Source organism: Bacteroides sp. 43_46, assembly GCF_001915455.1.
Classification (GTDB): domain Bacteria; phylum Bacteroidota; class Bacteroidia; order Bacteroidales; family Bacteroidaceae; genus Bacteroides; species Bacteroides caccae.
Window position 1 is genome coordinate 95,339 of sequence record NZ_MNQN01000127.1, and the last position, 13,516, is coordinate 108,854.

At 43.6% G+C, this 13,516-nt stretch carries 10 protein-coding genes, 1 pseudogene and 1 riboswitch; of the genes and pseudogenes, 7 read left to right on the top strand and 4 right to left on the bottom strand.

Features of this window, described 5'->3' with window-relative positions:
- Positions 1-72: 72 nt before the first annotated feature.
- From BHV72_RS15745 to ruvA, 4 genes are read right to left on the bottom strand one after another with little or no spacing between them, the layout of a single operon-like run.
- Positions 73-1,716, bottom strand: coding sequence for a beta-N-acetylhexosaminidase (locus BHV72_RS15745; protein WP_055173538.1), 1,644 nt, complete (start codon positions 1,714-1,716; stop codon positions 73-75).
- A gap of 12 nt (positions 1,717-1,728) precedes the next feature.
- Positions 1,729-1,866 carry a hypothetical protein gene (locus BHV72_RS15750; RefSeq protein ID WP_005682793.1) on the bottom strand — a complete coding sequence of 46 codons (138 nt, stop codon included), beginning with the start codon at positions 1,864-1,866 and terminating at the stop codon, positions 1,729-1,731.
- A 24-nt stretch (positions 1,867-1,890) separates the two neighbouring features.
- On the bottom strand, positions 1,891-2,880 hold the full coding sequence (locus tag BHV72_RS15755; RefSeq protein ID WP_286856614.1) for a DUF3843 family protein: 990 nt from the start codon (positions 2,878-2,880) through the stop codon (positions 1,891-1,893).
- Entirely contained in the window at positions 2,877-3,482 is a 606-nt protein-coding gene (gene ruvA, locus BHV72_RS15760; RefSeq protein ID WP_005679549.1) for a Holliday junction branch migration protein RuvA, read from the bottom strand. Before ruvA ends, BHV72_RS15755 begins: the two co-directional genes overlap by 4 nt.
- A 248-nt stretch (positions 3,483-3,730) precedes the next feature.
- On the opposite strand from ruvA, the gene BHV72_RS15765 reads away from it, so the two are divergent.
- From BHV72_RS15765 to nrdG, 7 genes and pseudogenes are all read left to right on the top strand, one after another.
- A complete protein-coding gene (locus BHV72_RS15765; RefSeq protein ID WP_005679550.1) occupies positions 3,731-4,630 on the top strand; it encodes a diaminopimelate dehydrogenase in 900 nt (299 codons plus the stop codon).
- 99 nt (positions 4,631-4,729) lie between these two features.
- Positions 4,730-6,763, top strand: a complete 2,034-nt coding sequence (locus BHV72_RS15770; RefSeq protein WP_005682792.1) for a DUF3858 domain-containing protein — start codon at positions 4,730-4,732, stop codon at positions 6,761-6,763.
- Between the two features lie 39 nt (positions 6,764-6,802).
- A complete protein-coding gene (locus BHV72_RS15775) occupies positions 6,803-8,677 on the top strand; it encodes a transglutaminase domain-containing protein (RefSeq protein WP_286856633.1) in 1,875 nt (624 codons plus the stop codon).
- Between the two features lie 59 nt (positions 8,678-8,736).
- Complete coding sequence (trhA, locus tag BHV72_RS15780; protein ID WP_005682790.1) at positions 8,737-9,387, top strand: PAQR family membrane homeostasis protein TrhA; 651 nt, start codon at positions 8,737-8,739, stop codon at positions 9,385-9,387.
- A gap of 376 nt (positions 9,388-9,763) precedes the next feature.
- A pseudogene (locus BHV72_RS15785) lies at positions 9,764-9,979 on the top strand (ribose-5-phosphate isomerase A); the annotation flags it as partial.
- Between the two features lie 248 nt (positions 9,980-10,227).
- Positions 10,228-10,414: riboswitch (cobalamin riboswitch) on the top strand.
- A 34-nt stretch (positions 10,415-10,448) separates the two neighbouring features.
- Positions 10,449-12,842: an anaerobic ribonucleoside triphosphate reductase gene (locus tag BHV72_RS15790; RefSeq protein WP_005679595.1), complete on the top strand. Its 2,394-nt coding sequence runs from the start codon at positions 10,449-10,451 to the stop codon at positions 12,840-12,842.
- 48 nt (positions 12,843-12,890) lie between these two features.
- Positions 12,891-13,394, top strand: a complete 504-nt coding sequence (gene nrdG, locus BHV72_RS15795) for an anaerobic ribonucleoside-triphosphate reductase activating protein (RefSeq protein ID WP_005679596.1) — start codon at positions 12,891-12,893, stop codon at positions 13,392-13,394.
- The last annotated feature ends 122 nt before the right edge of the window (positions 13,395-13,516 follow it).

A 13,516-nucleotide genomic window follows, 5' to 3' on the forward strand; every position in this document is an offset into this window, starting at 1 on the left:
GGAGGATAATAAAAATCTCCGGCTCCTCCTTATTTCATTTTTAAGAACACATACTTAAAAATACCAGGCAAATCACTTCATTATATGTTTGCCGTAATTCCACCCTTTGAGATCATACAATACGGCATCCTTACGAATCCGTTCCTTAAAACTTACATAATCCCTTTTCTCCTGTGGAGTCCATCCGGCTTCCGCAACAGCCGCAAGACGAGGTAACATCAGATATTCAAGTACAGAAGAATCAACCACCCATTCAGTCCAAAAGTTAGCCTGCACACCGCTATAATAAGGTTGCAAGTCCGCCTCCACTCCCTTCATCGGCTGATAATTATAAACGGCTTCCACCGTCTCGGTACCATGTCCCTGCGACATAGGTTCCGTAGGGAGATCAGATTGCCTCCTGTTTATATAATAAGGAATTTGTGGGCTTAAAATTGTACTCATACCTTGTTTTGCTGCATTTTGAGCCGCAGCATCAGCCCCTATCCATGCCATAATGGTGATGTCATTACCTAGGAGCGCAGTATTTCCGTGGAGTACTTCATTCCAAAACACCAGTCGTCGTTGTTGGTTGGCAGGTTTCGTGGCCATATAATCTTTTAGTTGTTTATAGAAATAAATCTGTAAATCTCTAAAATTAGTAGAGCCCATTTCTTTTAGTAAGGACTGACACTCTTCGTTTTTCTGCCATTTATTAGTAGGACATTCATCACCGCCCAAGTGAATATAACGGAATGGAAACAGGTCGATAAGTTCATCAATTACATCCCTGGCAAATTGCATGGCTTGAGGATTAGCTACATTGATAACATCCGTCGAAATGCCTTGCCGTAGCCACACCTCATGCATATTTTCAGGATCACAAGCCAGAAACTCCGGATAAGCGGCAACAGCAGCCTGGGAATGTCCGGGGATATCTATTTCAGGAATAATCTCCACAAATTTAGTTTTGGCGTAAGCTACAATTTCTTTGATGTCATTCTGGGTATAAAATCCTCCATAACGCTGCCCGTCCGTTTTCACATCGCCATACGCCAAAACTTTGCTATTCCGCCAAGCACCTACTTCCGTCAACTTGGGATACTTCTTTATTTCTATTCTCCAGCCCTGATCTTCAGTCAAATGCCAATGAAAACGATTCATTTTATAAGTAGACATGATATCAATCACCCGTTTTACCTCATCTTTTCCGAAAAAGTGCCTGCCCTCGTCCAGCATAAAGCCCCTCCATTCGAAACGGGGAACATCTTCTATTTCTACGGTCGGAATACTCCACTCCTGCCGGCCGCCTACTGCCACCCCTGCCATTACATGACGGGAGATTAACTGCTTCAATGTTTGAAGTGCATAATAAAACCCGGCAGGGCGCGCAGCTTCAATACGAATCTGTTTTGGCGAAACATCCAACTTATAAGCCTCCGGTGCAAGCGTTTGATTCACACTTAAAACGATTCCAGCCTTAGCCTCACTATGCACAGACGTAACTTTTATGCCCGTAGCCTTTTGGAAATCATCTTTAAATGAATCGAAAACAAGAGTAACGCTATCACCCCGATAAGAAGCGATACAGACTTTGAGCTGCTTACCGAATTTAAAACTTTCATTTTTCACGATCAAATGAGCCGGTTGCGGAATGATAGCTATTTCTTGTGCCATCAAGACTCCAAATCCGCTTACTATCACCCATAATAAAGATAAAAGATACTTGTTTTTCATATTAGAATTATTTTATTTCACCCTTCTGTTCAACTGATTATTAGCCTTTTCCTGTTTCGACTTCCCGACTCTTTTTCCCGAAGTTTTTTTCTTTCCGACTCCGGGTTTTGCCTTTCCGGCAAAGGGATTATTACTTTTTTTGATTACCATACTCTTCTCGGTATTTCTACTAATTTACTCCCCTTCGTAATACTCTCCCAAGTACCAACGGGCCACAAAATCCCAATTCTCGTGAAGCAGAGCCTTTCCATTCTCAAACGGGAACTGGGCCTCCGGCAATAAGTCATGTTCCATAGCATATTTCAACAAATCGAATGGACACAAGCCTTCTTCACAAAACAGTTCGTACGCTTCCTCCTCCGCTTCTTCAGCACTATAAAGCGGATTATGCTTATCTGCAAAATAAGAAGCAACATCCGGCCCTATCAACAGACCTTTCGGATTGGCATATAACACAAAGTTATCAAACTCCTTCAAATCAGGTAAAAGAGAATCCTCTTCGTCCTCCCATTTCAGTGCTTGCACAAAAAAGACTTTCAATGCCTCATAAGAATCAAAGAACATTAATGCCTCTCCCTTGCTTGCCTCCAAAAAGCGTTCGACATTCGTAGGTAACTTTTCACCGGGTACGGCAGTAGGCAACGGCTCCCGTTTTCTCTGCATCAATTCCGTTTCCATTATCCAGTCCACAGCCAGATTCTCACTGATAAGAGCCTCTTCAAAAACAACATCCAAACGGTTATAGATTACATCCGCAAACTTCAACAAATCTTCATCCAACGGATTTTCCACTCCATCGAAAGAGTCACCTACCGGAGAATTGACAGCCCACAAAAGAAAAGCGACATCCTCACGATTTATCTCGTCAGGCAGATATTCGTCCGTCAACGAATAAAAAGGAAGGTAACGTCCGTAACTTTTCTGATGCCAACGGATAAATTGTCTCCAGTTTCCCCCGTCAGCCACACAGTCTTCCAAATACAAAGCTAGTATTAAAGCAACCTGCTGTTGATCTTCCTCCGCAGTCCCCCAGTATAAACTAGATTCTGCCACCAAAGGCAGTAATTCATTGACAAAATCAAGATACCACTGGTCCGTAGCTACCACCTTTACACGACGATGAGCCTCCAGCCATGTTTTCATATAAATTTTCCGTTGCTTCATAATCTCTTCAAAGCCAGTTTAATCACCTTTTCTACCGGGGCTTCCGGTTCTTCCTTTAAAACAGCCAGAACAACCTTCTGCGAAGGTGCGGCAGCAAAACCCAACATTGTCAACGCAGCCACCGCTTCTTCCTGCACTTCGGCATTGGCAGACTGCAACAACATTCCGGCGGATGTTGTTCCGCCTACGGCAGCCATTCCTACCGTCTTTATCTTATCTTTCAGTTCGACAATGAGACGCTGTGCAGTTTTCAGCCCGATACCTTTCACCGTCTTCAGGAGATTCGCGTTTTCAGCACTGATTACACTGACCAACTCTGATGGAGAAAGAGCAGAAAGAATCATTCGTGCCGTATTTCCTCCAATCCCCGACACAGAAATCAATAATAGAAAAATCTCCCGTTCCTGTTTGTCGGCAAATCCGTAAAGCACGTAAGCGTCTTCACGGATAGCTTCATAAATAAATAATTTACAAGTTTTCTTCCCCTGAATAGCCGAATAGGTATTCAGAGATATATTGGCGGCATACCCCACCCCATTACAGTCTATCACTGCGGTTGCCGGACTGAGTTCGGCAAGCTCGCCTCTAACATATTCTATCATAATGGGAACAAAGATAAAACAATTTCACCACAGAGGACATAGAGGACACAGAGTTTTTTCAATGAGATGATAGCACACTAATTAAAGAATTACGTTATTTCTGTTCATCTAGTTTGACGTTCGCAACAAATATATTCATTACTAGTGAAAAAATTAAAAATAATTAAGCTAACGAACCAAAGCTACTAGTAAAATGTTTATTTTTGCAAGCAAAAGAAAGAAATTTGTTCACTAAAACCAATAAAAGGATGAAAAAAGTAAGAGCTGCCATCGTTGGTTATGGCAACATTGGTCATTATGTACTTGAGGCGCTTCAAGCCGCACCAGATTTCGAAATAGCCGGAGTAGTTCGTCGTGCAGGAGCCGAGAATAAACCGGAAGAGTTGGCAAATTATGCAGTTGTAAAGGATATAAAAGAGTTGGAAGACGTAGAAGTTGCCATCCTTTGTACTCCGACCCGCAGCGTTGAGAAATATGCAAAAGAATATCTGGCTATGGGAATCAACACCGTAGACAGCTTCGACATCCACACCGGTATCGTTGACTTACGACGCACACTGGATGCTACGGCTAAAGAACACAAAGCCGTATCTATCATCTCCGCAGGCTGGGACCCGGGAAGCGACTCTATCGTACGCACTATGCTCGAAGCCATTGCTCCGAAAGGGATCACTTATACCAACTTCGGTCCGGGAATGAGTATGGGACATACAGTAGCCGTGAAAGCCATTGACGGAGTGAAAGCCGCCCTGTCTATGACTATCCCTACGGGTACGGGAATCCACCGTCGCATGGTATATATCGAGCTGAAAGACGGATACAAATTTGAAGAAGTATCCGCAGCTATCAAAGCAGATCCTTATTTCGTGAATGACGAAACACACGTGAAACAGGTTCCGAGCGTGGACGCCCTTCTCGACATGGGACACGGAGTAAACCTCACCCGCAAAGGCGTATCGGGCAAAACCCAGAATCAGCTATTTGAATTTAATATGCGCATCAACAACCCTGCACTGACTGCACAAGTACTGGTATGCGTAGCACGTGCTTCCATGAAGCAGCAACCGGGTTGCTACACAATGGTGGAAATTCCGGTGATCGACCTCCTTCCGGGTGACCGCGAAGAATGGATCGGACATCTGGTATAAAACATGATCCGCATAACAGATAAAAAAAATAGAGAAAGATTAACAGTCTTTCTCTATTTTTTTTATCTTTGTCCGAATACTAAAAACACGCACAAGATTATGAAAAAGCTATTCATTCTATTTACACTCCTGTTACAGCTTTTGTCACCCATTTACCCGCAACAAGCCGCAACAGTAATCACTCCCAGTCTGAAATACGGTAAACCCTCCAAAGAAGAACTCTTGTTCACCACTTATACTCCGGATACTACTGCCACAGCCCTCTATCTGTTCCACCAGGGGCAGAGCAACTTTACCTACCACGATGGTTTTCAACTGATAACAGAACACTGGATACGCATAAAAATCCTGAAGCCACAGGGAACGGCATACGCCGATGTTTCTGTCCCGTTTTATGCCCCTACGGATAAAGAGGAAGGAGAAGAAAGGGCCAGCGAAGTAGAAGGTTGCTCTTATAACATGGAAAACGGGAAATGTGTAAAAACACCTATGAAACGCGAATCCATATCTTTCGAACGGATTGACAATCGATACAAAATTCTTAAATTCTCCCTACCCGCTGTCAAGGAGGGGACTATTATCGAATATCACTACAAGCTCTACTCCGACTACTTCATCCACATAGATAACTGGATGATGCAAGAAGAACTGCCCATGCTATACAACCAATACAAAATCACAATTCCCAATGTATTCATCTACAACATCGAACTTCGGGGAAAAGACTACATACAAATGAAACAAAAAGAATCTGCCCTTCACGCAACGGCACGTGAAGGTGGAACGGCAGGAATCAACAAAGATTTCACTATCCTGGCACAAGAAACGACATTCATTTCTCAGAACCTCCCAGCTATCCGTCAGGACGAACCCTATTGCTGGTGTCCGGAAGATTATAAAGTACAAATAAGTTTTGACCTACAAGGTACCAACTTCCCCGGCAAAGAATACGAACCATATAGCCAGAAATGGGAAGATGTAGATAAACAACTGATTAAGCCGGAGAATACACAATTCGGCGTGTTCCTCTCTTTCATCAACCCGTTCCGCCCGGAGACCAAAGAGATTTTTACCAGCAAAATGAATTTTGAGGAAAGAATCATCCACTCATTCCGTCTGCTAAAAAAGAAACTGGCTTGGAACGGAAGATATAATCTTTATAGCAAAGACCTCGAAAAAGTAATTCAAAAAGGAAGCGGCAGCAATGCTGATCTGAATTTTATCCTAATCAGCATCCTTAAAGACTTCGGGCTGAAAGCCTACCCTGTTGTTTTAAGCCGCCGTTCAGCAGGAATGTTGCCTCATAATTTCCCGTCTCTGCAAAAGCTTAATACCTTCGTTATCGCCGTTTACGATACGGACAAAGAAAAATACGTCTTTTTGGACAGTTCAATGGATATTCCTTCTCTTAACATTCTGCCGCCCGACTTGTCTGTTAACCAAGCACGCATACTTTCGCCAACAGAAAAGGAGGAGAACAAATGGGTAGACTTAATGATGCTCACAGAAAACACAAGCTTTATGAACATTAAAGCTAAATTAGAAGGTAACCTAATTAAAGGACACCGCAGTACAGTCTTGCACGGACAGGAAGCGGTGGAATACCAGAAAAAGAGACAACAAGAACAAGACAGTATCGTTCCAGACCCGACAACCGAAATTACCCCGAAAGACAGGCTAACCGTCACCAACCTAAAAGTGGAACATACGGAAAACGATCCGGGTACGATAAAAGAGGAACTCGACTTCACCATACAAACCGAACAGGTAGGTGATCACCTCTACATCAATCCGATGCTTTTCCCACAACTGGAGACCAATCCATTTATTCAGACCGACCGAGTGCTTCCTGTCGAATTTCCATATCCGTATAAATTCACATTATTATGCAAATTGGCCCTTCCCGAAGGCTATGAAGTGGAAGAACTACCCCAATCGCAATTTATCCGAGCAGAGGGGGATCATCTGCAATGCAGATATATGGTTCAAAAACAAGGGAATACGATCCTGGTCAGCTACAGATTCCACCTCAAAGAATATATATTCCTTCCTGAACATTATAAACAACTGCAAGATATGTGGACAAAAATCATTGAGAAGAATCACACGTTGATAGTACTCAAAAAAATATAAGAAAAATCATTCAATATTCTGATAATGAAAAAATCAGCAATGAAAATCATCGGATTATTATTCGGTCTCTACCCCGGTTCTATCATGTCTGTACAGGCACAAGACCTTTCAAAAGACGCCACTTCTATTATAACGGATTCGCGGACGGAAGTCCTCTGCAAATCAATGACGCAATCTATCGAAAAAGAAAGCCGCACAATTCTCATTCTTAACCGTAAAGGACTGAATGCTGCACACTTCGTCTGTGAATGCGATATGTTCCGTTCCTTACAGAAGTTCTCGGGAGAAATACTTAACGCATCCGGTCAAAGCGTCCGAAAGATAAAAAAATCGGAACTGCAAAAGAGCGAATATAGTTCCTCGTTAAGCACAGATGACTATGCCTATTATTACGAATGTAACTTCCCCTCTTTCCCCTTCACCGTAAAATATGAATGGGAAATAAAATGTAATAACGGGCTTATCGGCTACCAGTCCTTCCTTCCGCAAACAGACTTTCAGCAAGGAGTGGAACAAGCGACATACCGGATCGAATTGCCTGCCGGACAAGAATGCAGGTACCGCGAGCTAAACACTGGAGGAAAAAATATCCAAGTGACAAAGTCGACCGGTACGGACGGGCAGCAAGTGATTGAAGTCACCGCTTCGAAACTGCTGCCGATACAGAAAGAACCGTTCGGTCCCGATTTCGCAAAATTGTTTCCACGGATTTATTTCGCTCCTTCCGCTTTCAAATATGACAAATCGGAAGGGGACATGAGTACTTGGCAAAAATACGGAGAATGGCAATACAAACTACTCGACGGACGCGACGAACTCACCGAACCTTTCCGCAACAAGTTACACGGACTGACTGCTCACTGCTCTACCGACCGCGAAAAAGTAAAGGCAATTTATGACTATCTGGCAAAAACTACCCGCTACGTCAGTATACAGCTAGGTATCGGAGGATTGCAGCCTATCGCAGCATCCGATGTCTGCCGCACCGGATTTGGCGATTGTAAAGGACTTTCCAATTACACCCGTGCCATGCTGAAAGAAATAGGCATACCTTCTACTTATACGGTGATAAGCACTACCAACGAACGCCTGTTGCCTGATTTCTCCAGCGCCAACCAGATGAATCACGTCATTCTGCAAGTACCTCTCCCCAAGGACACTCTGTGGCTGGAATGTACCGATCCATCGCTTCCCTTCGGCTATATCCACCAAGGCATTGCCGGACATGACGCATTGCTTATCGAACCCGCCGGTGGCAGCATACATCGTCTGCCCACGTATCCCGATTCATTGAACACACAGCACATCATAGCTACTATCACCCTATCGCCTACGGCAGAAACACAAATAGAAGTGAACGAAATATCCCGATTATTCCAGTACGAAAATGAGGCAGGAATCGTTTATTTGGAACCTAACAAACAGAAAGACCACATCCGTTCGACCCTCAACCTCTCGCAAGCCGACATCCTTCGCCTGCAAATCAAAGAATGTAAGGAAGCGAATCCATCTATCACTTTCAGTTATACGGCAAGCAGCCAGCAATACGGTTACAAAACAGGAAACCGGCTGTTCATCCCGACTAACATATTTAAAAAAGGATTCAGTGTACCTCGTGCCATCAGCCGGAAATATCCTATCCATATTAACTACGGGTATTCGGACACTGATAGTATCTGCATCAAACTACCTGACGGATATATCGTGGAAGGACTTCCCAAACCAATCGATCTAAAAAGTAAATTCGGGAACTTTCATTCCAGTATCTATACAAAAGACAATAAGATATATATTGTTCATCAACTGTTTATGCGTAAAGGGGTATACAAGCCCGGCGAATATACCGCTTTCCTCGATTTCCGTAAACAAGTGGCGGAACAGTACAATGGAAAAATCATATTAAAAAAAGAATAAGATGACTACTTACAGAAAATAAAGTATCTTTGTAACTTCAACAAAGTACGTAAGAAACATTGAAAAATAAAAGATACAGCAACGGAGAAGAATGGGCAAACACGCTCAGTCACGGAGCAGGCATACTGCTTGGAGTTATCGCAGGTTACTTCCTGCTAGTGAAAGCAACCGAAAATGCCGAACCGCAATGGGCAGTGGCTTGTATTTCTGTTTATTTGACAGGAATGCTTTCATCCTATATCAGTTCTACGTGGTATCACGGTACGCGTCCGGGCAAAACGAAAGAGCTACTCCGCAAATTCGACCACGGAGCCATTTATCTTCACATAGCGGGCACATACACACCCTTCACATTACTCGTTTTGCGTCAGGCAGGCGGTTGGGGGTGGGGTATTTTCGCCTTCGTCTGGCTGTCGGCTATCGCCGGTTTCATTTTGAGTTTCAAAAAGCTGAAAGAACACAGTAATCTGGAAACGTGCTGTTATGTGGCCATGGGAGCCAGTATTTTGGTCGCTATGAAGCCTTTAATGGATCATCTGGCATTGCTGAATGCCACCCCGGCTTTCTGGTGGCTGATAGGAGGAGGCGTATCTTATATTACAGGTGCCGTATTCTATTCATTGCGCAAGCCTTATATGCACGCCACCTTTCATCTGTTCTGCTTGGGAGGAAGTATCGGGCACATCATAGCTATCTGGCTGATATTATAGAGGGAGACATAACGATTGTAGACATACAGACAAAAAAAAGGCTATCTATCCCAGACAGCCAATCTTTTTTGTTAACCTTAAATCTAATACTATGAAAAACACATTGCAAAGATACGGACTTTCTGCATATCTCCAAATTTTCAAGGCAAAGCAGGGCATCTTATAACATGGTTTAATAGAATACAGGCAACCGTTAACAATTAACGGAATTAAATTTAAAAATTAACTAAAAAGGCAGAAGACAGTTATTCGATTATCAAAAAGCAAGATTGAACCAAACATCCTCATCCGGTTGTTATACATATTTAAAATCATCGAGAATGTAAGATCATGAACCGGAAAAAATCATCTGATAAAGAATCTGCAATGGTCGGATTCAATTATCAACCGGGAAGCGAAAGAACGTATAGCATGCGAAATTGCGACCATGGCGAAAGATGGACCGGTTCTTACCGAAAACGGCAACTTTATCCCTGATACTCGTTTTCATTACATTGACTCTTCTTTGGAGGAACAAGTGAAGGCAATCACCGGAGCGATTGAGAGCGAGCTGTTCATCGGATATGATGTAGAAATAATAACGGCGGAATAAGACAAAGAAGATATTTTTTATTTTTGTACGGAACATAAGAAAATAATTTCGCACCTTTGCAGCCCAAATAAAGGAAAACACACCGAATCATGTCCGGTTTCGAGAAAAGAAACAGGCAAAAAGAGAACACTTCACGAGTTAAATTCAGAAAAAAGTTTTCCAAAACGGAAAAGTTTCTGTATCAGCAAGAAAGAAAAGTTTCCCGAAATTTAATGTTAAAAGGTAACCGGGATATTAGATTATCACTTATCTTTGTATCCGGTTTCGGAACTAAAAAGAGGTTTAGTCAATGAGGGAACGCTGTGCAAATCGGCGACAGTACCCGCTGCTGTAATTCTCTGTGAATCCGCACACTATGTCACTGCATCGGCTGATGTGGGAAGGCGTTGCGAGGGAGAGATAAGTCAGAAGACCTGCCGGAACAAATCAACCATATTATTAATGTCTAACACTTTCGGGAGTTAAAGTTATGAACTACGCGGAAATTTGTATCATCAAACGTGATGGTAAAAGAGAAGATTTCTCTATCAGCAAGATTAAGAATGCAATCAGCAAGGCATTCAGTGCGACAGGCATTCAGGATGAACAGCAATTAATTGCTGATATCACGATGAATGTAATCAGCCAGTTTGCCACCCCTACGATTACCGTAGAGGAAATCCAGGACTTAGTAGAAAAAGCATTGATGAAGGTACGGCCGGAGGTCGCCAAAAAGTACATCATCTACCGTGAATGGCGGAATACGGAACGAGACAAGAAAACCCAGATGAAGCACGTCATGGATGGTATTGTCGCTATCGACAAGAACGATGTAAACCTAAGCAACGCCAATATGAGCAGCCATACACCTGCCGGACAGATGATGACGTTTGCATCGGAAGTAACCAAAGATTATACTTATAAATACCTGTTGCCGAAGCGTTTTGCCGAAGCTCACCAACTGGGAGACATTCATATTCATGACTTGGATTATTATCCGACAAAAACGACGACTTGTATCCAATATGACATGGATGATTTGTTCGAACGCGGTTTCCGTACCAAAAACGGCAGTATCCGCACCCCACAAAGCATTCAAAGTTATGCAACTCTGGCTACGATCATCTTCCAGACAAACCAGAACGAGCAGCACGGCGGACAGGCAATTCCCGCCTTCGACTTTTTCATGGCAAAGGGTGTGGCCAAGTCATTCCGCAAGCATTTATCTTCTTTCATCAATTTCTATGTGGCCATGGAAAACGGTATACAGGCCGATGAAAAAGCGATCCGCACACTGATTAAAGAATATCTGCCGTCTATCCAATCCGGTGAACGGGAACGGGAAACGTTACGCATCGCCCTGATAGCCCTGCAAATCAATATTGACAAAGAGCACTTGGCACGCATCATAGAGAAGGCATACCAACAGACACGGAAAGATACGCATCAGGCAATGGAAGGATTTATACACAACCTGAACACGATGCATTCTCGTGGTGGTAACCAGGTGGTATTCAGCTCTATCAACTACGGCACGGATACTTCCGCTGAAGGCCGCATGGTGATTGAGGAGCTACTGAAGGCCACGATTGAAGGGTTGGGAACCCGTGGTGAAGTACCCGTATTCCCGATTCAGATCTTCAAAGTGAAAGACGGAGTTTCTTATTCGGAAAAGGACTATGAGAAGGCTATGAAAATGGAAAGCATCGAAGAGGCCATGAAAGCAACTTACGAAGCTCCTAATTTCGACCTGCTGCTGAAAGCCTGCCAGACGACATCGAAAGCTCTTTTTCCAAATTTCATGTTCCTCGATACTCCTTTCAACAAGAACGAAAAATGGAAAGCAGACGACCCGAAACGTTATATTTACGAGCTGGCAACAATGGGTTGCCGCACTCGTGTGTTTGAAAACGTAGCCGGAGAGAAATCGTCTTTAGGACGCGGCAACCTTTCATTCACAACACTAAATATGCCCCGACTGGCTATCGAAGCTCGTATCAAAGCTGAAAATCTGATAGAGGACGAACGCAACAAAGACGCTATCGAACAGAAAGCGAAGGAGATTTTCATGGAATCGGTACGTAACACGGCTACTTTAGTGGCCGACCAGCTTTACGAACGTTATCAATATCAGCGTACAGCCCTTGCACGCCAGTTCCCCTTTATGATGGGAAATGATGTATGGAAAGGCGGCGGCACACTGAACCCAAACGAACAGGTAGGTGACGTGCTGCGTAGCGGTACGCTGGGAATCGGATTCATCGGCGGGCACAACGCAATGGTTGCTCTCTACGGAGAAGGCCACGGGCATAGCCAAAAGGCATGGGACACATTGTACGAGGCCGTAACGGAAATGAACAAGGTAGCGGATGAATATAAAGCGAAATATAACCTGAACTATTCTGTACTGGCTACTCCCGCCGAAGGTCTTTCCGGACGTTTCACCAAAATGGACCGCCGGAAATTCGGTAAAATTCCGGGAGTAACGGACAGGGACTATTATGTCAACTCATTCCACGTAGACGTGAAAGAGCCTATCAGTATTGTTGAAAAAATCAAATGCGAAGCTCCTTTCCACGCTATTACCCGTGGCGGACACATCACATATGTGGAACTGGACGGAGAAGCACAGAAAAATGTACGTGCCATTGCCAAAATAGTAAAGGTGATGCACGACGAGGGTATCGGTTACGGCTCTATCAATCATCCGGTAGACACCTGCCATAACTGCGGCTACAAAGGGGTGATTTTCGACAAATGCCCCGTATGCCAGAGTGAAAGTATTCTCCGGATGCGCCGCATCACCGGCTACCTGACAGGTGACTTAAGTTCGTGGAACTCCGCTAAACGGGCGGAAGAAAAAGACCGCGTAAAACACTTGTAAAAATTGAGAGTTGAGAACTTTACTTATATTTTCATATCCTAATTTACAATGACAACTCTTGACTCTCAACTTTCAACTCTCCGCTTGTTAGGAACTTATCCGGAAACAATCGTTGACGGTGAAGGGATACGGTATTCCATTTATCTTGCCGGATGTTCCCATCACTGTCCCGGTTGTCATAACCCGGAAAGTTGGAATCCGAACGCAGGTGAAGAACTTACGGAAGAAAAGATACAATCGATTATCCGGGAAATCAAAGCGAATCCTTTACTGGATGGAGTCACTTTCTCCGGGGGGGATCCCTTGTTCTACCCGGAAGAATTTCTGGCGCTTGTCAAAAGAGTGAAAGAGGAAACAGGAATGAATATATGGTGTTACACAGGATATACGTATGAAGAAATCCGGGAACAACCCCGACTGAATGCGGTTCTTCCTTATATAAACGTATTGGTAGACGGACGTTTCGAACAGGATCTTTTCTCTCCTTATCTGGAATTTCGTGGAAGTAGTAATCAACGAATCCTAAAATTATCAGACCGTTTTCAACCATAAAAACAGACGGTTGCCGGCACTAAAGACAAAGTCTCCCCGGCATCCCGGACAGCACCACCGGCTGCACTAAAAAAACTTATTTTTTTAAGAAAACGAAAACACGTAAAGCGCTGTTTTGTTTA

What these genes read in the sequence shown, in the direction of transcription:
- BHV72_RS15745 (WP_055173538.1), bottom strand. Translation starts at nt 1,716, where the DNA reads ATGAAAAACAAGTATCTTTTATCTTTATTATGGGTGATAGTAAGCGGA.
- BHV72_RS15750 (WP_005682793.1), bottom strand. Translation starts at nt 1,866, where the DNA reads ATGGTAATCAAAAAAAGTAATAATCCCTTTGCCGGAAAGGCAAAACCC.
- BHV72_RS15755 (WP_286856614.1), bottom strand. Translation starts at nt 2,880, where the DNA reads ATGAAGCAACGGAAAATTTATATGAAAACATGGCTGGAGGCTCATCGT.
- ruvA (WP_005679549.1), bottom strand. Translation starts at nt 3,482, where the DNA reads ATGATAGAATATGTTAGAGGCGAGCTTGCCGAACTCAGTCCGGCAACC.
- BHV72_RS15765 (WP_005679550.1), top strand. Translation starts at nt 3,731, where the DNA reads ATGAAAAAAGTAAGAGCTGCCATCGTTGGTTATGGCAACATTGGTCAT.
- BHV72_RS15770 (WP_005682792.1), top strand. Translation starts at nt 4,730, where the DNA reads ATGAAAAAGCTATTCATTCTATTTACACTCCTGTTACAGCTTTTGTCA.
- BHV72_RS15775 (WP_286856633.1), top strand. Translation starts at nt 6,803, where the DNA reads ATGAAAATCATCGGATTATTATTCGGTCTCTACCCCGGTTCTATCATG.
- BHV72_RS15790 (WP_005679595.1), top strand. Translation starts at nt 10,449, where the DNA reads ATGAACTACGCGGAAATTTGTATCATCAAACGTGATGGTAAAAGAGAA.
- nrdG (WP_005679596.1), top strand. Translation starts at nt 12,891, where the DNA reads ATGACAACTCTTGACTCTCAACTTTCAACTCTCCGCTTGTTAGGAACT.